The following is a 21469-nucleotide window of genomic DNA, read 5'->3' as shown; positions in this document are numbered from 1 at the left end:
CCCGAATCCCGATGCGAACTTCTCGGGATCCTCGTCCGGTCTCCAGTGCCGGGCAACGCTTGCTACCTCTGAATCTTCGCAGTAGAAGTGCCAATTGCCATCGTTCACGCTGACCTCGACTTCCCGAGCGGCTGACCTACCAGCACCAGACGCAGGAGTTCACTCACCGAAGCCGCGCCGGCACTCGGGGAGTAGTGGTCCTGCCAACGCCGCGCGTTCGCGTCCACGTTGCCGTCAAGCCCACGCTCGATTTTCCGCTCGATAGCTGCCGCGAGTGCGAGTGCGTCGCCGGCAGGAAACACGTCGCCGCTCTGCGGCGGAACGATCTCCGGCAAGGCCCCAGCGTCGCTGACGAGCACCGGGACTCCCGCGGCCATCGCTTCGGTCACGACGAGTCCGAACGGCTCGGGCCACACCGAAGGGACCACAAGCAGGTCGATGCGATCGAAGAACGCAGCTGGCGCCACCCAGCCCGGCCGGTCGGTGAGGTGCGCGACGGGCTGCAACGCCTTCTCCACGGCCAGCTGAGCCTGTTTCGAGACGAATCGCGGCTCGCCGGCGAGCAGCAGCCGATAGCGCCCAGGTTTGCGCGCCTCCAGCTCCTGCACGGCGGCGGCCAGCACGTCCACGCCCTTGTCGATGGATGGCCTGCCCAGGAATCCGAGCACGATCGGCGGTCCGCTCGACACCCGGTTGCGTGTGCCGGGGCTCTGGCTCCAGTTCGGCAGCACCGCTGCATTGCCGACGGCGGCCGCCATCGACGCGGATGGCACGAGCGTCGTGAGCGCCTTGAAGCGCGCCAAGGGCTCGAGGACGCGCAGCGCACCCAATGGGCGTTGGTGGAGGTGCACGATTCGACCAGGGTGCCCTGCACTCGCCGCGGCGGGTACGAGCCCGTTGCACCAGAGGACTCCACGTCGCTGTGCGGCATCCCAGCGGCGGAGCGCGAGCATCCAGGATCCCCGCCCGGCCGCCTCGAGTTCCACCACGCGATGCCCGGCGCCCCGCGCCGCAGCGACCAGCTCCCCCGGTTCGGAGGGGCCGACGATGGTCACGTCGACGCCGAGCTCCTCGAGCACGGCGGCGATGTTGAGGAGCATCACCTCTCCCCCGCCGATGTCGCCGTTGTTCGTGGCGATGGTGATGTGGTCCGGGAGGCCGCCCGGCAGGTCGGACGTGACTCCCGCCTCGGCATAGACACCGGCGATGGCTGAGGTCATGTCGGAGACCGACGGCCAGTCGTCGAGCGTCGTGACGGCGTCGGCGTCCAGGAGCGCACGCGCGACCTGCGCGACATCTTCGGCGTCGACGAGTCCGGCCTCCGCGACGATCTCCGGGTTTCCGCCGACTCTGGAGGCCACGATGCGCATCCCACGATTGGCCGCGTCGAGCAGCGAGTAGGAGCAGTTCTCCCAGACCGACAGCTGCGCCAGCACGTCGGCTTCCGCCATGGCCGCGTCGGGGTCCACGAACCCTGGGAAGTCGACGGCGTCGGCGAGGCCGAGGTCGCTGACCCGACGCCGCAGCTCCGCGCCCAGCTCGCCGACCCCGGCGATCGTCAGCCTGGCGCCCGGTCTCTGCGCGTGCACGCGAGCGAACGCATCGATGAGCTGCGGGATGCGCTTCTCGGGAGAGAGCCGCGCGAGGGCGAGCACGCGCAGGGAGTCGGAGGCGCGCACCGCGTGCGGGGGCAGCCGGTCGACGCCGTTGTGCACGACGTGCACGTGCTGCTTCGGGCCCCACTTCGCGAGCATCGCCTGCTTGGTCGCCTCGGAGACGGCGATGACGCCCTCGAACCGACGGAGCCGCACTCCGTGCACCCGAGCCATGAGCTGCGACTTCCAGGAGGACCCGTGATAGACGCTGTCCTCGCCGGCGATACCGTGCTCGCTCGTGACGCGCACGGTGCCAGGTGGCAGGGGCGTGGCGGCCACGACGACATCCGCGTACGCGAGATGCGAGTGCACGACAGCAGGCCGGAGGCGGCGCGCCGCCGACCTGAGGGTCCGGATCGACCGGCTCAGGCCGGCGTCTGGCCCGACCCTGCCCACGGCGAGGCGTGCGCCGACGGCACGGAGACGATCGACGAGAGGCCCCTCCGGGCAGAGCACGACGAGCTCGAAGCCGGGAATGCCCGCCTCGACCACGTCCAGGACGTGACGCGCGACCCCGCCCAGGTCGGCAACAGGAATCACCCAGAGCGCGATCGGCCGCGAAGAGCGGCCTCCGTCAGGTGCTGCCCGTGCCTCTAGAGCCACTTCTCGAGCCGATCGAGCGCCGTCCAGAAGCCCTGGCCGTTGTCGATGTGACCCTGCCAGATCTCAGGGATGAACGGGGCACCCGGCGCGAACTCGTCGAGCTGGCCCGCCAGCAGCGGCCAGTCGACCTCGCCATCGCCGACCTGGACACCCTCGCCGTCGACCCCCGTCGCGTCGACGAGGTGCAGGTGGATGCTGTGCGGCGCGACGAGCTCCGTGTAGTCGGAGAACTGCATCCCGAGGAAGTTCGCCGCGAGCTTCGAGTGAGACACGTCGAAGCAGAGCTTCGTCCCCGTCGTCGCCGAGAACTCCGCAGTGTCATGAGGATCGAGGAAGAGGTTGTGGAACTGCTGGCCTCCCATGAGCCACGGGAACGGCGGAAGCGTCTGCGCCGCGATCCGCACGCCGTCCGTGTCGAGACGCTGCACTGCATCCGCAATCCGCGCGTACATGGCGGTGCGCGCCTGAGCGGGGACGTGCTTGTCCTTCGTGAAGCCGCCCATCGTGACGACCATGATCGGCTCGCTCGAGCGCGTGAACCACTTCTTCAGGCTGCGGGTCGTGTCGATGGTCCGCTGCACCTCGCGGATCGACCGTTCCCAGTGCTCGTCGTCCGTCGATGCGAGGTCGACGAGGAAGTCGCCGGAGAACAGGTCTGGCAGGTGCGTCGTGAAGTCCATGTCGAGGGGCTCCGTGAAGAAGCTGTCGATGTCGACCTCGAGGTCCTTGTACGAGAAGTGGAACTCCAGGAAGTCGGGAGTCGAGTTCTCGATGAGCTTCTTGTAGTCGTGGTACCGAACAGGGAGGCCCCACGGGCGACGGAACTCGAACTCTCGCCCGACGGAAGCGGTGTCGGTGAGGTCGCTCTCGAAGAAGAACTCGCCTTCCGCCATGTCGTGGTTCACCGCGCGACCCACGAGCTCGTCGAGACGGTTCGGCTGCAGTCCGCGACCGGGGCTCTTCACGGCGATGTCCTCAGCTCGCAGCACCTCGCCCTCGCGCAGCTCTCGCGCCGCGACCAGCGACTTCGCGAGCGTCGTCCGGTTCATGAGCTCGCCCGTGGACACCTCTCGCGGTGCCGCGTCCCCCAACGAAAGCTCGATGTCTCGGATCTGCTCGACCATCTGCGCGAACTCGTCCGGGAGCAGCGAGACCGTGTGGTCATTGCCCTCCATGCCGCGATCGACGGTGAAGTGCTTCTCGATGATGCGCGCCCCGCGTGCGACCGCAGCGACGGGCACGTGCCAGCCGCGCTCGTGGCCCGAGTAGCCGACGATGCTGTCGCCGATCTCCGCGAGCCGGTCGAGGTAGGCGAGGTTGATGTCCTTGAACGGTGCCGGATATGTCGACTGGCAGTGGAGCAGCGCGAAGCTGGAACCCAGGGAGCGCATGAGCCCGACGGTCTCGAGGATCTCCGACTCCCGGGACATTCCGGTCGACAGGATGAGCGGGAGCCCACGCGAGCCCGCATCGCGGAGCAGCTCGTGGTTGGTGAGGTCGGCGGAGGCGATCTTGAGCCCCTCGATGCCGTAGTCGACGAGCGCCTGGACGCTCGGTCCGTCCCACGGCGTGCACATGAGGTCGACACCGCGGTCGCGCGCATGGTCGAAGACCGTGAACAGCTTCTCCGCGGGGAGCGAGACGCGCGAGAGGAGATCCAGCGTGTACTGCGCTCCGAGGTCTTCGCCTGCCGTCGACCCGCCGCTCTGGCGGTACAGCGCGTCCATGTCCCGCAGCTGGAACTTCACGGCGTCGGCGCCCGCGTCGGCGGCGAGGTCGACAAGTCGCTTCGCGAGGTCGACATCACCGTTGTGGTTGTTGCCGATCTCCGCGATGACAAACGCGGGGTGGCCGGCGCCGATCTCGTGCCGACCGATGCGCAGCACATCATTGCGGTCGATGGCGACGGCGATCAGGTGGCCCGTCTCGTCGACGAGCGGCAGGTGCGTGATGCCGCCGTGCCCGAGCAGCGGAGCCAGCTCGGACGGCGTCGACGTTGCCGGCGCGGTGCGGGTGCTCGTGTTGGCGACTTCGACGCACGTGACGTCGAGCGAGGCCGTCGGGTTCGCGACGATCCAGCGACGGAAGTCACCGTCGGAGAGCGAGCCGCGCAGACGACCGTGCTCGTCGACGCAGAAGACGATGCGCTGCTGGTTCGCGCTGATCTTCTGCAGACCGACGACGATCGGGTCCTCCGCGAAGACGATGTACGGGGTGAGGTTGCGCTCGAAGATCACTGAGCGGAGTCCTTGTCTGTCGATGCTGCGGTGTGCGCTGACGGAGCGGCGGCCGCGTCAGGATGAAGCTGGGAGAGCTGGTGGTCTGCGATGGAGAGATCGAGCTCGGTGTCAATGTCGACGCCCTCGAGGTCATCCATCTCGAAGATGCCGATCGTGCCACCGAGCCGGTTGTGCTCCCGCTCGTAGATCTCGGTCTTCGTGAGGTAGAGCGAGCCCGTCTCGCGGTAGAACATCTGCGTGCGCTGCAGCTCCTGGCGGCGGGGCCTCGCGCCGATCGTGAAGTGCGCCTTCGGCTGGTCCCCCTCTGCCGCTCCGTACTGCCAGAGGAACGGCGTCTGGGGCACGGCACCCACCATCGAATCGACGCCCGTCGCCGCGAACTGCGAGATCGCACGGTCGAGGGTGCCCGGAAGCCGCACGGGCGAGGTCGCCTGCAGGAGCATGACGGCATCCGGTCGTCGCCCGGCGGCCGTGTACTCGGCGATGGCGTGCTCGACCACCGGCTCGGTCGCCGTCGTGTCTTCAGCGAGGTGCGCGGGGCGCAGCCACGGCACCTGCGCGCCGGCTTCCCGTGCGATGGCGGCGAGGGCCTCGTCGTCGGTGGAGACGAGGACATCCATCTGGGGACGCGCCGCGAGGGCCTGCTCGATGGTCCAGGCGACCAGTGGCTTGCCGGCGACTCGGCGCCTGTTCTTGCCCGGGATGCCTTTGGAGCCTCCCCGCACGGGGATGACGCACAAGATCCTCATACTGTTTCCTCCAGAATCCGCGAGATGCTCGCGGCTATCAACTGTGCTGGCTCTGTCTGGGGAACAGGAGGGGCAGGAGTCGAATCGCTGCCCCACTGCGAAAGACCATACCGTGTCCAGAAGTCGCGCACCCACTCGGGCGGGTCGACGCACGTCACCCAGGCATCCTGGCCGGCGGCGGCGGCCTCGAGGACCCCCGTGGAGAAGACGGAGACGACCGGCCGGTCGAGGGTCGCGAGCGACTGGCCCGAGCTCTCGAAACGCACTCCGCGCCGCTGCCAGGCGCGGTGCTGCAGACGCGACAGGCGGTCAGTCTCCGCTGGGTGCGGACGATACTCGGCACCGGTCGTCGTGCAGAACGTCCGGGCGGTCCTCGCCGACGTCCACCGAGACAGCTCAGCACCGTGCAGCTGGCCGAGGAAGACGGGAGTCGCGTCTCCGGGACCTTCGGGACGCCCGCGGTTGCGACGCGAGGCATGCCAGAGCAGCTGCGCACCCACGACCTCATGCGTGACATCACCTCGTCCCGACTTCCAGAACTCGGCGTCGTCCTGGGAGAACGCGAGCAGGTGACTGCCGCGAGCCAACGGCGGCGCGAACGGCGTCGTCAAGCCATGCTGGGCCACGACGAACCGTGCCCCGAGCTGCCTGCTCCAGCGGTAGCCGACGGCCCCAGCGGGAAGGAAGTGACCTGCTGCGAAGACGGCACGAACGCCGCGGAGCTCCCCCGGGAGGTCCAGCCCCTTGAGCCGACGGCTCGTCCAGCTGCCGTCGAGCATCCCGCTGAGGTCTTTCGGCGCGAGAACGGCGACCTGTTCGCCTTCGAGGAACCGCAAGGGCTCCGCGTAGGCCGCGACCGCACTGGGGGTGGGCACATCGATGAGGACAAGCAGACGCGGTTCGGGCCCGTTGACCATGAGCGTGAACTCCGGCTCCCCAGAGGGACGCCGCACACGGGTCATGATCTGGCGTTTGAGGGACCTCGAATTCTGCCAGCGCTGCCACGCCTCGAGGTCCTCCGGAATGTTCAGTCCCACAGCGCCTCCAATGCTCGAGCGCGGTGCTCGAGGGTGTGCTCGGCCAACGTCCGTCTGCGAGCTGCCTCGCGCACCTGGGCGGCCCACGCGGGCTCGCGCTGCGCGCGACGCGCCGACTCCACGATCTCCTCGACGCTCTCGAACACCAGCACCTCCTTGCCGACGTCGTAGAACTCGCTCACATCGGGCCTGTCCACGAGCTCGAGCCCGCCGACGCCTGCGGCCTCGAAGGTGCGCATGGTGAAGCCGTCCTGATTCGCGTGCACGTTCAACGTCGCGAGGCTTCCCGCCATCACGCCGTACGCGGCGCCCCGCGTCAGGTCTCCGCTGGCAGGCACGCCTGCCGACCGGAAGCGTCGCGTCCTCACGACGTCGGAGAGCTTCCGTGACCAGTCGCGGCCGTACGCGCGCACGGGAACTCCAGAGCCCTGGATGCCGCGCACCAGCTGCTCGCGATTCGGGTAGCGGGCACCGACCAGCGTCACCGCCGGCACCTCGACGCGCGCGAACGACTGGCTCGAGTCGAAGCCGAGGGGAACGAAGACGGCATCCGCGCCGTGTTCTCGAAGGAGGCGCACGTCGTCGTGGCTGTAGCTCGCGACGCGACCGGTCGACGCCAGGAACTCCGGCGTGTACCTGGTCCTGCGGATCTCGTCGTACAGCCAGACGACGGACGGTACCGACTGTGCGCTCAGGGCCTCCCACCAGGCGTCGCCGAGCTGGTCGCCCTTGATGACGAGGACCGCCTCGAAGGTCTCTGCGCGCAACTGCTCTACTGCGCGCGAGGTGGCCTTCTCCGCCGCGGCACGAGACCGCATCGACTCCGGGAGGTCATGGAGCAGCTTGTTCTGGAACCGATCGGCGAACGTCGCGTGACTGTCGTAGCGGTGCACCCTCACCGAATAGCCGATCGACTCGAACGCCGAGGCAACCGCCTTCCAGTACCCGTGGAAGTCGGGACTCACGATGAGCAGGCGCTTCAGCATGCGCCAGCTCCCGCGCAACCCGCACTCGCGCGGCGCCAGCGTGACATGTCCACGTTCATTCCCTCGAGGTCAGGTCGTTTGCAGACGGGGAGTCCGTGCGATCGCGTCGATGCCCGGGAGGATGGTCGCCAGGAGGGCGTCGATCTCGGCGACTGCCTGCTTGGCCACCGCGGGGCCGCGGCCGTACGGATCCGCGAAGTCGAGGTCGCCGCCCGGCGGGGTCTTGACATGCGCGAGGAATGGCAGCGGCGCCGCGCGCCGGGGAATGGTCTCGAGCAGCCGTGCCGCGCTGCGGATCGTGAAGGTGTTTCGGACGGCCTTGGGCGACTCGCTGAGCATCCACGATCGGTGCGCACCCTCGAACGCGAGCACCAGGTCTGCCTCCTTCAGCATGGAGACGTCGACCTGCCGCGCCGCGTGGGGCGTCGGCTCGACGCCCAGCTCACGGACGGCCGCCGAGATCGTCGGGTCGATGTCCTCGCCGACGAGAGCACGGACGCCAGCGCTCGACACCTGCCAGTCGCTCTCAGGCCCGAGCTGCGCACGCGCGAGGAACTCGGCCGCGGCCGAGCGCGCGATGTTCGCGTGGCAGACGAAGAGCAGGCTCGGCACTAAGCGCCTCTGCGCGATCGACGGCTCTGTGGCTGCTCGGTTGCGACGGCAGTCGGAGCCGAGGACGGAACGGGGCCCGCCTGCGGCTGCACAGGAGCAGCCTGCTCGGCGGCCGGCTGGGCCGGGCGGGAGGGCGACAGCGACTCCCGCTGCGGTGCGGCCACGTCAGGCTGGGCACCGAAGTGCTCCGAGGGGTCGGTGTGCCCCTTGACCGCCTTGAACTTCGGCATGCCCTTCTTGTCTGCGGTGACGTAGTAGCTGCGGTTGCGGCGGTACTCGTAGCCGTCTGCGCTGTCGCGCGGGGGCACCATGTTGAGCACCGTTCCGAGCATGCGGCTGTGCACCTGCTTGAGCATGTCGCGCGCGGCCATCACGTCCTCCCGGCGGGTACGACCCGCGGAGGCGACGAGCACGACGCCGTCGACGCGCGTGGACAGCACGGCGGCGTCGGTGACGGGCAGCAGCGGGGGCGCGTCGATGACGACGATGTAGTCCTTGGAGAGCAGGCTCACGATGGACTTCATCGCCTCCGAGCCGAGCATCTCCGACGGGTTCGGGGGGATGCGCCCGGACGGAAGTACGTAGAGCCCGGGGATCTTCGAGCCGACGAGCGCATCCTCGAGCGACACCTGGCCGCTGAGCACCTCGCTCAGACCGATCTTGCCGTCGATGCCGAGGACGGTCGCGACGGTCGGACGACGGAGGTCCGCGTCGATGAGGATCGTCGGCGTGTTCGACTGCGCCAGGACCTGCGCGAGCGAGGTCGCGACGGTCGACTTGCCCTCACCCGCGTTGGCGCTGGTCACGACGATGGAGCGGATCTCCTCGTCGACGCTCGCGAAGCGGAGATTCGTGCGCAGTCGCCGGAAGGACTCGGCGGCGATGGCGTCGGCGTCGTTCGTGCCCCGGTTCTTGCCCATGAGCTGCGGCGACTTCGGGATGCGACCGAGCGTTCCGGCGCCGGAGGCCGTTGCGAGGTCCTTCGAGTCGCGGACCTTGACGTCGAGCGAGCGACGCAGGAGCGCGAAGGCGTAGGCGAGCACGAGGCCGATGGCACCACCGATGATGAGATTGTTGCGGAGGTTGGGGCTGACCGGCGACGTTGGCTCGACGGCGTTCTGGAGGGGAACGACGGTGACTCCGGAGGTTCCGCCCCCGACCTGCGTCTCGATCTCCGTGATGACGTCGGCCATCGCCTGCAGCGCCCCGTTGGCCAGCGCGACCGCCGATGAAGGCGTGCTGGCACTGGCGCTGACCTGGATGAGGTTGCTGTTGGGTGCGACCGTCGCGGAGAGGCGACCGGTCAGCGTCTCGCCCGCGGCGAGTCCGGAGTTGGGGTTCTCGGCGATCTTGGCGTACACGGGCTGGCTCGTGATGAGGGGAAGGTACGAGTTCGCCTTGGTGATCGCCTGCTCCGAGCCGTCGATGGACGAGAACTCTCCGGAGCTGCCGGCGATGACGAATCCTGCGGAGTCGGCTTCGTAGACCTTCGGCTGGATCTGCGTGTAGCCGAACGCGGCCAGCAGCCCGACGATGACCCCGATAGCGAGGATCTTCCAGCTCTTGCCGGTGAGACGCAAGAAATCGAGTACCGTCACAGCGCGTACGCCTCTCCTAGACACAACATTCCGCGCACGGGCATGAGACCCGTGCGCGAGGACAACTCACAGTAACAACTGGACGCACCGAACGCCATCCGCTGGCCGTTCATGCGGTCCAGGGATGCGGCATCGCGCGACACGCGCATGTCACTTCTCCCCACGGCGCGTGGCCGCTTCGTCGACGAGTTCGTGCAGCCGCCGCGCGAACGCCTGTTCGGAGAATCCGTGGGCGTGGGCCTTGATGGCCGCGACGTCCCAGACCTGGAAGCGCGAGGCCGCGACGGCGTCCGCGATCGCGGCGGCGGTCGGCACGTCGAAGAAGCGTCCAGTGGCCCCTTCGCGCACGGTGTCGAGGTACCCGCCGGCCCGGAGGGCGATGCTGGGCTTGCCCCACGCCGCCGCCTCGATCACGGTCAGTCCGAAGTCTTCATGCGATGGCGCGATCAGCGCGCGGCTCCTGGCGTACAGCCAGCGAAGGTGCTCGTCGCTGATGCCGGAGACGAGGCGGACGTTGTCCGGCAGCATCGCCGACAGCTCAGCCCGCTGGGGACCGTCGCCGACGATGACGAGGCGCTCGTTCGGCAGGCCCGCCACGGCTCGGATCGCGGCGTCCACGTTCTTGTAGGGAAGCAGGCGCGACACGAGCAGGAGGTGCCCACCGCCGCCGACGAAGTCAGCGAGTTCTGGCATTGCGGTTCTCGGCCCGCTGATGTCGACGCTGTGCGGTGGGAAGAGCAGCTCTGACGAACGCCCGTACACATCGGAGACTCGCTGCTGCACGATGGACGAGTTCGTGAGGTAGGTATCGACGCTGGCTGCCGCCTTCTGGTCCCAGCGCTTGAGGAACGGCGTGAGCATGCGCAGGCCCATTCGCGCAGGGGAGAGACGGCCAGCGCCGCCGAGGTACTGGTCGCTCAGGTAGAGATAGCGGGCGGGCGAATGGCAGTACGCGATCGTTCTTCCGGTGGTTCGAAAGCCGTGCGCCCACCCGGTTGTCGATGCGATGACGACGTCGGCGTCGATGTGCATGCCGGAACTCGCGGCCGCCAGGAGCGGCAGCGCCTTGCGGTGGTCTCTCCGGAGCGGCCCGACCTTGTTCAGCGGGGACGTGACGATGTCGATGTCGCGGAACTCGGGGAACGTCGTCTCCGGCTCGTAGAGCGTCGTGAAGACCTGCGCCTCGGGGAACGCTCGGCTGAGGGAGAGCACAACACGTTCGGCGCCTCCGCGCTGCGTGATGTAGTCGTGGGCGATCGCGACGCGGGGACGCGGAGAGCCAGTCGCGCGCATTCCACCACCTCGGTTTTCGTTCATGGGCCACCAATGGGAGGTGAAATGCAGATTCCCCGAATGCGGATCCTGGAATTCCAGAAACCCGACTCCCCACATTCTATGCAGGCCGGCTCAGCCCTGTGGCCGAGGAGCAACGATCCCGCAGAATCGCTTCCCCCCGGAACCGCTCTGCAGCGGCGCTGTTGGACAGCACCGGCAAACACCGTAGCATCGGAACGTGACAGAGCATTCTCCGTTGGCAGGGGCCATCAGCAAAACTCCGGACTTCGTTCGAGATTCCATCTTTGCCGTCGGCAGCACTCGCATCATCGATGCCGTGCTGATGATGTTCTTCGTCGTCCGCATCGCGACACCCGGCATCGGGCTCCCCGTGAACGACGTCGCCGGACTGCTCCTCGTCGCCGTCGCCGCCTTCCGTCGGCCCACCAGGCAGTTGAGCGGCACGACCTGGTTCGCGGCGATCAGCGTCCTCCTCGTCACGTTCCTCGTCATCGTGGCGATCGCGACGGGCCCGAGTCAGGCAGACATCACCCGCCTCGGCCGAATCCTCATCCTGTTCTTCCTGGCCGGCTTCATCGCCAGCGGACGCATCGACATCGTCTCGGGCCTCAAGGGATTCTCGGTCGGGCTGCTCGCCAACATCCCGCTCTTCTACGCAGGGCTCGCCCCGGACACCTACGGCGGGCTCCTCACCGGCTTCCTCAACGACAAGAACGTCGCCGGATTCACGTACGCGATCATGACCGTGCTCCTCTTCCTGATCTACAGGCGCCTCTGGACCCGAATCGCCCTCACCGGCCTCGGCCTGGGGGCAGTGGTGCTGACCGACTCTCGGACCTCGATGGCCGCACTTGCCGCAGCCATCATCTGGCTGGTCCTCGCGCGCTTCCTCGGCCCGTTCTTCCGCGTCGTCCTCGCCGGAGTGCTGCTCGGCGGGTTCTTCTATGCAGAGAACAACCTCTCGCAGGTCGGCGCCTACGCCGCACGTTCCGGATCGGACGAGCTGCGCGACCGAATCGATGCCGCATCGCTCGAGAAGACACTGGCTGCGCCCTGGTACGGCCACGGACTCGGAGAGGCGACCACCGAGGTCGCCGGGGATGTCTGGTTCTTCCACAACTCCTACTGGGGCCTCATCACGGAGGGCGGCTACGCCTTCCTGCTCGCCATCCTCGCGCTCCTCGCGTTCGCTGGATTCCAGTTCCTGGGGAAGGGCAAGCAGACGCCTGAAGCCCGCATCGTCGAGGCCGCGACGATCGTCATCCTGCTCTGCTCGTTCCGCCTCGGAGAGGTGTTCATCACCCTCCCGACCTTCATCGCCATCGGCATCGGCCTCGGCATCTACTCGCAGCGACACTCTGACTGGCTCGTCCGTCAGGCGGCAGCGGGCCCGGAGGTCGAAGGGGCGCTCTTCCCCATCCAGCAGCGCGTCAGCTAGGTCGCCGACCCGGCAGCGTCCGGCAGCGCACGAGACGACGAAGCGCCCGACCCGCACGAGGCGGGTCGGGCGCTGTGCTTCCAGCGCAGGGGGCCGAGCTGGAAGCGTCTGGGCCGGGACGCGTCTCCCCAGACACGAGACCCGACCTGCGCCGCGAAGCGGCGGCCGGTGCCCCCAGGCGCCAGCATCGCGACAGCACGTCCATTGTGCTGCGAACGCGGATACCGCTCACGCGAAAGGGAGATTCTGGCGCAAGTGGGGCACGAAACGGCAGCAGATGCCGCGCCCACCGCGCCGGGCCGCTGACGGGTCAGACGGCGCCGAACCGCGGAAGCGGCCACACGATGGAGAAGACCTCGCCCACGACGTCGTCGTCGCGGACCGTGCGCAGGCAGGAGGCGTCCACTCCTCCGCCGCGGCACGCGGCGAGCGAATCGGAGGAGTTGGTGCGGTTGTCTCCGAGGACCACGATCTGGCCTTCCGGCACGGTGAACTCGTCGAAGCAGCGCAACGAGGCCGGAGACGTGGAGCAGTCGAGCGTGCCTGGCACGAACTCGAAGTCGAGGTCGACGTAGGAGCTCTCGTCGAGCGCGGTTCCGTCCACGACGATGCCACCTGTCGCCGGGTCGACCGCCATCGTCTGACCTCCGGTCGCGATGACGCGCTTCACGAGGATGTGCGAGAAGCCCTGGCCGATGCCGAAGACCTCCCCCACCACGCGTGCGGCGAATCGCAGCGGATCGCTGGGAGCCTCGGGCGGCGCCTCGTCCCACGTGTCAGAGGCCGCGAACACGACGATGTCACCCGTGATCGGTTCGGCGTCACCCAGGTACGCGAGGCGATTGACCAGGATGCGGTCGCCGACGGCGAGCGTGTCGTCCATGGAGGCGGACGGGATGGCGTACACCTTCACGAAGAACGCCTGCACGAGCGCGAGGACCGCGAACGCGGCGACGAGATGGAAGAGCGGATGCGACGTCACACGTCGCAACCGCGATCGCGGCGCCCGTCTGCCAGGGGCGTCCGCGAGGTCGCCGTCGCTCACTGACCCGCCGTATTGCCGACGACCGCGGCTTGCACGCGTTCGACGAGATTCGCCTCCACGAGACCTTCGAGGGCCACCTGCACCAGGTGACGCGCGTCCGGGACCTCACCGTACTGCTCGATGAGCGCAGCTGTGAGGCTCGTGAGGGTCGTCCAGTCGCCGAGAAGCTCCCACAGACCAGGCGCGATGCCGGCCAGTTGCCTGACGATGCGCGATTCGAGCGTGACCGCCTCGTTCTCGAACAGCAGCCAGTGGACGCCAGAGGCGCGTCGGTAGGAGTCCTCTCGGACGGTGGCCGAGGGTGTCCTCGTGTCTGCCACGCTGTGACCCGATGTCCACGGCTGGAGGTCGCCCTGAGCGGCGAGGATCTCGGGGACCAGCGCAACGACCTGCGAGGCCTCTGAATACGTGACCCGTCGCACGCCGTCGGTGGCGTCGATGAGCTCCGCAAGCTGCACCAGCGGATCCGGCAGGGCGGGCAGGTAGCTCAGCTCCGGGACCATCGAGCCGATCGCACTGCCGGTCGCCACTGGCGAGAGCTGCGGGCCGTCGACGAGCTCGTGCTCGTCGACACGGTGCAGGAGCACGATCGCGGCGATCTTGAGCGGCGCCTGCGGGAGGGGGCGCAGCCCGAGCTTCGCGGGTGAGAGCTGCGCCTTGGGCCGAGCCGAGTCGACGATGACCGAGAGCGGCTTGCGGTACGGCAGGACGGTGCCGTCGAAGTCGACGGCGAGGGTCTCATCGGTGACATAGCCGAATTCGCGGCCGAGGGTCTTCGCGAGGGTCGTCTTGCCGCGCCCAGAAGGACCGACGAACGCGATGACCCGACCGTCTTCGAGCGCGACACCCGCCGCGTGGAGCATCACGAGGCGACCGCCGTTGTGCTCGATCGCGTCGAGCGTCACCGTGGTCGAGATCTGCGAGGCCAGATCGGCTGCCGAACCGCTCACCACGTCGGTCGCCTCGGGTTCGCTCAAGGGAGCGAGCGCAAGACGATGTGATTCGTCAGGCTCACCTTCCCCGGGCTGGCCAGTCACGTCGGCCCAGGACTCCCGCAGATCCGCCTCGAACTCCGCCGAGATGCTCTCATCGAGGCGAAGTTCTACGTCTACGCCAAGTGGATTCAGGCGCAGTGTTCTCGTCATGCTGGCAACTGTACCAAGCAGGCGCGGCCTGGGACGGCTCAGGGGAGCACTCCCCATTCCCGCGCCTCGAGCTGTCGCCCGAAAGGGAGGCTTCGAGCACACCTTCGAGGCGGTCCGAACGTGCCGTCCGACGCCTCGGAAGTGCACGCCCACACACTCGCAGACCTCGATATGCTCGCTCTTGCGAGTTCTCTCGGCTCGCGACGCAGATCTAAGGACCCCAGTGACCGCAGCAGCCGCGTCCCCGGACGCCGCGACCATCGCGTTCTCGGTGAACGATGGAGTCGCGCTGTCGACGGCGCTCACGCAGCATGTCGCCCGCGAGCAGGGCATCCGCATGCTCGTCATCAAGGGGCCGATCTCCGCCGATCTCGGACTGCGCACTCGCCGGTACTCCACCGACGTCGACATCATCGTCGAGCCCGACCGCGCGAAGGACCTCATCGAAGCGCTCCAGGCGTACGGGTGGCGCCCTCGCCCTTGGCCCGACTTCCCGAAGCTGCTCGAGCAGCACTCGCGCACCCTCATCCACGAGTCCTGGCCGAACGACATCGACGTGCATCACTACTGGCCTGGTTTCCTCGGCAGGCCGCAGGAGGCATTCGATCGTCTGTGGGCGCACCACATCCAGGTCACCGTGGCCGGCCACCCCATCGACACTCCCGATCGGGCGGGCAGCGCCCTCGTCCTCGCGCTGCACTCCCTCCGCGAGGAGGGCCAGGTCTCAGCGGACTCCCGCCAGATGACCGAGTACAGCGAGCTCGTCAGCGCGCTGAAGAAGATGGATGGCTCCGACACGCAGTTCGTCTCGGACGCGCGCTCGACCGCGTCCCTCACGGAGCAGATCCTGCAGGACGCGGTCGGAACGGACTCGACGCAGACCGCGCGACGCTTCCTCACGGACCTCGGACACGATGTCCCGCTCGTCCCGAACTCGAACGCCAGCGAGGCGCTGCGCCTGTGGCGTCTCAACGCCAAGGCTGAGCACGCGATGACGGGCTGGATGCTCAAGCTGCAGCGGGCTCCCCTCCTCGAGAAGCCGGGCATCGCGGCCCGCGCGTTCTTCCCCTCTCGCGCGGATCTCGCGGCCATCGACCCCGAGCTGCGCAACGGCACGATCAGCGTCGTCAGGGCCTGGTGGAAGCGAGCGAGCCGAGGGCTGCACGGTCTTGTGCAGGCCAGGCGCGATCTCAAGGCGTTCGACAAGCGCTAGCGGCGTCGGCCACCCCGATGCTGACGGCGTACGTCGCGACTGCTACGCGGAGGTGTGCGAGTCGAGGATCTGCAGCAGGTGGGCGTCCAGCAGCTGCGTCACGAAGCCGAGCACCTGCTCACCGATGACCTGCTCGTCGAGCCCATAGTCGGCCGAGAGCTCGCGCACGATGAGCTTCAGCGAGCGGACGCCGTCGAGCTCGTCCCAGATGACGGCCGCCGTCCCGCTGAGCACCAGCGGCTTGCAGCTCGTGTCGACGAGCGACAGGACGGTCAGGTCTCCGCTCTCATCGTCGCGGACGAGGGCCAGAGCAGGCGCCGGGGTGATCACGGCCTCGAAGAGCTGCCCGCTCTCACGACGCTGATCGCCTATCGCCTGATCCATCCTGCCAGCCTACTGTTCGGCTGAGATCCACTGCGTGCAACAGACCGGCGCACACAAAGAAGCAGCGGCGACCCACCTGGTGGGTCGCCGCTGCTCACTGTGCGTGATTCGCCCTAGTAGGCGCCCTCGCTGGCGACGACTGCACGAGCCGTGCGGAAGAGGATGACGAAGTCGCCGGCCATGGACCAGTTCTCGACGTAGTAGAGGTCGAGGCGCACCGTCTCCTCCCAGGTCAGGTTGGAGCGTCCGCTCACCTGCCAGAGGCCCGTGATGCCGGGCTTCACCATGAAGCGACGGTGCACGTGGTCTTCGTACTGCTTGACCTCTCGGTCCAGCGGCGGACGGGGGCCGACCAGCGACATGGAGCCGCCGAAGACGTTGAACAGCTGCGGGAGCTCGTCGATCGAGTAGCGACGGATGAACTTGCCGACCTTCGTGATGCGAGGGTCGTCCTTCATCTTGAAGAGGATGTCGTTGCCCGCGTCGCGGCGCTCGCTCTGCAGCTTCTTCAGCACCTCTTCGGCGTCGGCTCGCATGCTGCGGAACTTCCACATCGTGAATCGGCCGCCGCTGTAGCCAACGCGCTCCTGCTTGAAGAACACGCCGCCAGGCGAGGTGACGGCCACGGCGATCGCCGTTCCGACCAGGAGGGGCGAGAGGACGAGGATGAGGAGGCCGGAGACGAGGATATCGAAGGCGCGCTTGAGCAGGAGCCCCATGCGCGTGAACTTCGGGGAGTCGACGTGCAGCAGCGGCAGGCCGGCGACCGGGCGCGTGACGATGCGCGGGCCACCCACGTCGAGCAGGCCTGGCGCGACGATGAGGAAGTGGCGGTCCGGGTCGAGGTCCCAGCCGACTTCGCGAAGCCACTGCGTCGAGGTGACGTCGTTGCCTGCGATGACGACGGTGTCGGCGCCGATGGCGTCGAGCGAGCCTGCCAGGTCCTCCGGGTTGCCGCCGATGGGGACATCCGTTCCCGGCAGGAAGTCGGGAGAGTTGGGGTCGAGCTCGCCGCTCTTGCCGTCGATGAGGCAGGCGCCGACGACGTTGTAGCCGGCGGCTTCACGACGCGAGAGGTCGCGGTTGAGGTCGAGCACCGAGTAGCGCGAGCCGACGAGCAGCACACGTGCCTGCAGGTTTCCGCCCTTGCGCTGGCGGACGAGCCACTGGCGACCGATCCAGCGGGAGAGGAGGAGCGCGACGGTGCCGACCGGGAAGGCGATGAGCACGTATCCACGGGCAAGCTCGAATGCCGAGAGGTAGGCGAAGATCGAGACGATTCCCGCGAGCATGAGCGAGGCGTTGAAGATGCCGCGGTACTCCTCGAACCCTGAGCCCAGGATGCGGTAGTCACGGGTGTCGAAGAGGGAGAGCATCCAGGCCCAGCCGACGACGATGACGGTTGAGACGAGCCAGTAGGACACTTCGCTGCTGATGAAGCCGCTGCCGCCGGCGGGAACGGCCGCGTTGCCGCCGCCGAGCCAGACGAGCTGGGCTCCCACCATGACGACCGCCAGAATGGCGAGGTCGGTCAGAACGAGGAGCTGCGCGTACCCCTGGCGCCAGTTGGCGCGGCGTTTGTTGCTTCGCTGGACCCGAGCGTTCTGTTCTGAGGAGGTCTGCGCGAAGTGCGGTTCGACCGAGGGCAGCATGTCGCTGTCTCGCGAATCGTCAGTCGCGGTTGCGACTGGGATCTGCGAGGTAGCGGGCCCTGAGGTGGGTGGCGTCACGTGTGCTCCAATAAGAGATGAGTACTTCTTGGTGCGCAGACCGCGTCGGTTCCGGGAATGCGCTTCGGGTCTCCGTGGCCACGGGCCACGCTCTGTATGGGCCTGTGGGCTCATCGTAGAGATCCTGGGTGCTAGCTGAGACTATCTCAACGTTCCCGCATAACAAAAGGGTCACCCAGGTATTTTTTCCGCATCTCTGGCGTGTTTTCCTGACCGAAACACACTTGTTGTGCATTTGGGTTTCATTTCAGGGAAGCGAGACATCGCTCGGCCCGACTCGTGCTCGAAACTTGCGCCGTGTCATACTCGCCTGCATGGAGCAGACCCCAGGACAGCCTTCGTCGCGCCCTCGAAGCGACGACGACGCCCTCACAGATCTCTTCGAGCACGAGGCTGATAGCGGTTCCGGCGGCACACGCCGCGCGGCACGCGAGCACGGCAAGAAGAAGCGTCGTGGGCCGAAGATCCTGCTGTGGACACTCGTGGGCGTCCTCATCGTCGCAGTGGCAGGTGCCGGCATCATCTGGTGGAACGTGAACCAGGCGTTCAACAACATCGAGAAGATCGATGACGCCCTCCCCGGAGACTACGAGGGACGCCCGGAGCAGGTCGTCACCGAGGCGGGCTCGCCCATGAACATCCTCCTGCTCGGAAGTGACTCGCGCGTCAGCGGGAGCACATCGATCATGACCGACCTCGGCAGCCGCAGCGACACGATGATGCTCGTGCACATCCCCGCCGATCGCAGCGACGTGCAGGTCATCTCCATCATGCGCGACAGCTGGCTCGCGATCCCGGGCCACGGCGAGGCCAAGATCAACGCGGCGCTGTCCTTCGGTGGCGTGCCGCTCGTCGTCCAGACGGTCGAGGGCCTGCTCGGACTCCGCATCGACCACGTCGGGGTGGTCGACTTCGACGGCTTCGCGGGCATCACGGATGCGCTCGGTGGCGTCACCATCAACAACGACGTCGCCTTCAACTCGTCGCACATGCAGGGCAAGACCTTCGAGGCCGGGCCCATCACGCTGACGGGCGATGAAGCGCTCGCCTTCGTGCGAGAGCGCTACGCCTTCACCGACGGCGACTACCAGCGCGTGCGGAACCAGCAGGCCTGGGTCAAGGCGGTGCTCGACAAGATGCTCACGGCGGAGACCCTGACGAACCCGGGCAAGGTGCAGGAGATCATCACGAAGTTCTCCCCCTTCATCGCGGTCGACAGCACCTTCGACCTGCAGACCATGCTCAACCTCGGCCTCTCGATGCGGGACATCCGCGGGAGCAACGTGCGCAGCTTCACCCTGCCGACCAACGGCACCGGCATGGTCGGCGACCAGTCGGTCGTATTCCTCGACACGGTCAGCATCGGGGAGCTCAAGAAGCACCTCGTGACCGACACCGTCAGCGAGTACCAGCCCACCGGGCGATAACAGGGCCGCTCCGCCTCCTCGCCCCGCGCATCCGACTGGATGCGCGGGGCGATCTGCGTCTCCGCATCCGGATCCACGCATCACCGAATCCGCCCGAGTCTGCGAACACCAACATGTCCGAGGCACATGCTCGGGACTGAAGCACGTCTCCGTCGCGAGACCCGAGCAGCAGTCCACGACAATCGCCAGAACATGGCATCTCCCGCCGAAAAGTGCGACGTATTTTCTGGTGATGCGGCAAAGAGTGAGACTCGATACAGCTTCGTTCAACCCGCAGATCCTTCCGCGGTCACAGCAGGGGTTCTCCCCGTTCCACCGAAGCCCGCCGTGATGTGAGTCGGAAAGGAGATGACAGGCGTGATCTCGGAGCTCGATGTCGCACTTCGTGGTGAGAGGGCCGTCGATTGGCTCCAGTCACGTGGCCTCCAGGTCGTCTCAGCGGACGGCGAAGTGAAGATCTTCGCCGACCTCGCGACGTGCCCCACGATCGTCATCGGCCGCATCTGGGTGACCCCGATGGTGGTCCAGATCAAGCCGCGCCCCCAGGACGACAACGGCTTGGTCTTCCTGAGCTTCGCGATGCGCGGCACGTCGAGGCTGAACGGTCAGAACGAGTCCGAGGGTTCCGTGCCGTCGCCGTTCTACGTCCACGAGTCCTCGGAGCCCATGCGCGTCGAATCCTCGGACGCCTCGACTCGACTTCTGTTCGGGATCCGACGGTCGAAGATCAAGGCGGTGCTCGGGAACGAGCTCAACTACACCGGCCCGCGCACACCGAACGCGCACCTGCGCAAGGTCCTGACCAGCGCCGCCATGGCATCGCTTGACGGCTCGATCGACGAGGACAACCCGGGGTTCCCCGCCTGGCGGACCGCGATCGAGAACCTGGTGATCGCCGTGCTGCGCTCGTCGATTCGCGAGAGCACCGTGGCCGGCCCCTCGAAGACCCTGCTGATGCGCGCGCACCGGCTGATCGCGGAGCAGGCCCACGACGCGAACTTCTCGGTGGTCGATCTCGGCCAGCAGCTGGGCATCTCGCAGTCGCACCTGCACAGGGTGTTCAGGGAGACGGGCACGACGCCCGCGAGGCTCCTGCGCGAGACCCGTCTCGCGTTGGCGGAGGACTTCCTCGGAACAGGCGACCCGACGGTGCAGGACCTGAAGGCCGCAGCCGCCTACAGCGGGTTCAGGAATCTCCGCATGTTCCGCCGGGCAAGCGCAGAAGAGTCAGGTCAGGCCGAGGCGCAGACCGGAGGAGTCCAGGGCGCACAGCCGACCTCGGAGGATGGGCCGGAGAGCTCGTCTGAGGACGCTTCCGAGAACGCGTCGGGGTCGGCCCTGGTCTGAGGGACTCCCCCGACGGGGAGTGACCTCCAGGCGCGGAGGAGGACTCAGCACTGCATCCGGAAGTAGTCCGGCACGTCCGGTGCCACGAGATCACGGTCGCGGATGACCGTGAGCGGAGCGCGGCTGTCGTCAGCGCAGACCTCCTCAGGTGTTCCTGCGAGAGCATCGGTGTACTCGATCTGCAGGACGAGATCGCCGTAGGCGCTCGAGTACGCGGCGCATTCCCCGTACACACCGCACTCCTCCGCGACGGCGAAGTCGAAGCCCAGCTCGGCTCGGCCGCGATCGGCGAGCTCTGCCGCGTTCTTCTGCCCGATCGCGAGGCCAGCAGTGTGGGCGGCTTCGACGTAGGCCGCCGCGAGCTCGAGTGCCCCTCTCTCGTCGATGCCGGCTCCCCCACCGCTCGTGGACGCGTCGAAGCGCGTGAAGGTGTCGAGGTTGTCGATCTCGACGGCGTCGAAGCCCGACTCGGCGCAGCCCGTGATGATCGGGGCCATCACGGCGAGGATGCCGTCGCGCTGCTCGGCCGTCGACGGGTCGAGGATGTACTCGTCGGGCCAGTCCGGGTCGACGACCGGCTGACCGGCGTCGTCGTGGAGCAGCAGCTCGCTGCGTTCGTCGAGCCAGGTGGCAGATTCCCCGGGCTGCGTCTGGAAGCCGTTCACGTAGCAGATGCTGTACGCCCCGGAGTCGGGGGCGGCAGTGGAGTCTCGGGCGACGACGTCGAGGCCACCGTCGATCTCGTACGGCTCGCCGAGCTGGTAGTCGAAGGTGCCGTTTGTCGGCGGGAGGGGCACGTACGACCCGGTGTATTCCACCACCCCGCCCTGCGCGCATCCGCTGAGGACGAACACACTCACGACGAGGAGCAGAACTGCTGGAGAGACGCGCATGACGTCATCATGCTCCACGGCAGATCTCGGTTCTGTGTGCATCCACGTCGATTTCACCTCGCCTTTCACCT

At 67.6% G+C, this 21469-nt stretch carries 17 protein-coding genes; 4 read left to right on the top strand and 13 right to left on the bottom strand.

Annotated elements, in window-relative coordinates; genetic code table 11:
- Positions 1 to 104: 104 nt before the first annotated feature.
- From C5E06_RS02530 to C5E06_RS02495, 8 genes are all read right to left on the bottom strand, one after another.
- A complete protein-coding gene (locus tag C5E06_RS02530; protein WP_104305891.1) occupies positions 105 to 2258 on the bottom strand; it encodes a glycosyltransferase in 2154 nt (717 codons plus the stop codon).
- Positions 2249 to 4495 carry an N-acetylneuraminate synthase family protein gene (locus C5E06_RS02525; RefSeq protein ID WP_104298296.1) on the bottom strand — a complete coding sequence of 749 codons (2247 nt, stop codon included), beginning with the start codon at positions 4493 to 4495 and terminating at the stop codon, positions 2249 to 2251. Before C5E06_RS02525 ends, C5E06_RS02530 begins: the two co-directional genes overlap by 10 nt.
- The gene (locus C5E06_RS02520; protein ID WP_104240365.1) at positions 4492 to 5247 is read right to left on the bottom strand and encodes a cytidylyltransferase domain-containing protein; all 756 of its coding nucleotides are present in this window, start codon (positions 5245 to 5247) and stop codon (positions 4492 to 4494) included. The genes C5E06_RS02525 and C5E06_RS02520 overlap by 4 nt, the downstream gene beginning before the upstream one ends.
- Complete coding sequence (locus tag C5E06_RS02515; protein WP_104305890.1) at positions 5244 to 6284, bottom strand: RNA-binding protein; 1041 nt, start codon at positions 6282 to 6284, stop codon at positions 5244 to 5246. Before C5E06_RS02515 ends, C5E06_RS02520 begins: the two co-directional genes overlap by 4 nt.
- On the bottom strand, positions 6275 to 7270 hold the full coding sequence (locus C5E06_RS02510; protein WP_104240363.1) for a glycosyltransferase: 996 nt from the start codon (positions 7268 to 7270) through the stop codon (positions 6275 to 6277). The genes C5E06_RS02515 and C5E06_RS02510 overlap by 10 nt, the downstream gene beginning before the upstream one ends.
- 69 nt (positions 7271 to 7339) lie before the next feature.
- The gene (locus C5E06_RS02505) at positions 7340 to 7882 is read right to left on the bottom strand and encodes a hypothetical protein (RefSeq protein ID WP_181059669.1); all 543 of its coding nucleotides are present in this window, start codon (positions 7880 to 7882) and stop codon (positions 7340 to 7342) included.
- Positions 7882 to 9480, bottom strand: coding sequence for a polysaccharide biosynthesis tyrosine autokinase (locus tag C5E06_RS02500; RefSeq protein ID WP_104240361.1), 1599 nt, complete (start codon positions 9478 to 9480; stop codon positions 7882 to 7884). The genes C5E06_RS02505 and C5E06_RS02500 overlap by 1 nt, the downstream gene beginning before the upstream one ends.
- A gap of 150 nt (positions 9481 to 9630) precedes the next feature.
- On the bottom strand, positions 9631 to 10773 hold the full coding sequence (locus C5E06_RS02495) for a glycosyltransferase (RefSeq protein WP_104240360.1): 1143 nt from the start codon (positions 10771 to 10773) through the stop codon (positions 9631 to 9633).
- Between the two features lie 220 nt (positions 10774 to 10993).
- Here C5E06_RS02495 and C5E06_RS02490 point away from each other — a divergent pair, with 220 nt between their 5' ends.
- Positions 10994 to 12214, top strand: coding sequence for an O-antigen ligase family protein (locus tag C5E06_RS02490; protein ID WP_146081280.1), 1221 nt, complete (start codon positions 10994 to 10996; stop codon positions 12212 to 12214).
- 310 nt (positions 12215 to 12524) lie between these two features.
- Here C5E06_RS02490 and lepB read toward each other — a convergent pair whose 3' ends face one another.
- On the bottom strand, positions 12525 to 13196 hold the full coding sequence (gene lepB / locus C5E06_RS02485; RefSeq protein WP_181059671.1) for a signal peptidase I: 672 nt from the start codon (positions 13194 to 13196) through the stop codon (positions 12525 to 12527).
- Between the two features lie 59 nt (positions 13197 to 13255).
- Complete coding sequence (locus C5E06_RS02480; RefSeq protein ID WP_181062868.1) at positions 13256 to 14404, bottom strand: hypothetical protein; 1149 nt, start codon at positions 14402 to 14404, stop codon at positions 13256 to 13258.
- 223 nt (positions 14405 to 14627) lie between these two features.
- Here C5E06_RS02480 and C5E06_RS19145 point away from each other — a divergent pair, with 223 nt between their 5' ends.
- Positions 14628 to 15617 carry a nucleotidyltransferase family protein gene (locus C5E06_RS19145; RefSeq protein ID WP_181057729.1) on the top strand — a complete coding sequence of 330 codons (990 nt, stop codon included), beginning with the start codon at positions 14628 to 14630 and terminating at the stop codon, positions 15615 to 15617.
- Positions 15618 to 15659: 42 nt separating this feature from the next.
- Here C5E06_RS19145 and C5E06_RS02470 read toward each other — a convergent pair whose 3' ends face one another.
- Positions 15660 to 16001: a PqqD family protein gene (locus tag C5E06_RS02470; RefSeq protein ID WP_104305887.1), complete on the bottom strand. Its 342-nt coding sequence runs from the start codon at positions 15999 to 16001 to the stop codon at positions 15660 to 15662.
- Between the two features lie 113 nt (positions 16002 to 16114).
- Positions 16115 to 17731, bottom strand: coding sequence for a sugar transferase (locus C5E06_RS02465; RefSeq protein WP_258063751.1), 1617 nt, complete (start codon positions 17729 to 17731; stop codon positions 16115 to 16117).
- Between the two features lie 314 nt (positions 17732 to 18045).
- Between C5E06_RS02465 and C5E06_RS02460 the strand changes: the two genes are divergently transcribed.
- Positions 18046 to 19158 (top strand): LCP family protein, encoded by a 1113-nt coding sequence (locus C5E06_RS02460; RefSeq protein WP_104240353.1) that lies wholly within the window; start codon positions 18046 to 18048, stop codon positions 19156 to 19158.
- Positions 19159 to 19506: 348 nt separating this feature from the next.
- The gene (locus tag C5E06_RS02455; protein ID WP_104240352.1) at positions 19507 to 20505 is read left to right on the top strand and encodes an AraC family transcriptional regulator; all 999 of its coding nucleotides are present in this window, start codon (positions 19507 to 19509) and stop codon (positions 20503 to 20505) included.
- A gap of 44 nt (positions 20506 to 20549) precedes the next feature.
- On the opposite strand, the gene C5E06_RS02450 is transcribed toward C5E06_RS02455, so the two are convergent.
- On the bottom strand, positions 20550 to 21398 hold the full coding sequence (locus C5E06_RS02450; RefSeq protein WP_104305936.1) for an endo alpha-1,4 polygalactosaminidase: 849 nt from the start codon (positions 21396 to 21398) through the stop codon (positions 20550 to 20552).
- Positions 21399 to 21469 lie beyond the last annotated feature (71 nt).

Origin of the sequence: Pseudoclavibacter sp. RFBI5 (genome assembly GCF_002931395.1) — a bacterium.
Lineage (GTDB): Bacteria > Actinomycetota > Actinomycetes > Actinomycetales > Microbacteriaceae > Pseudoclavibacter.
This window is presented reverse-complemented; position numbering and strand designations above follow the sequence as displayed.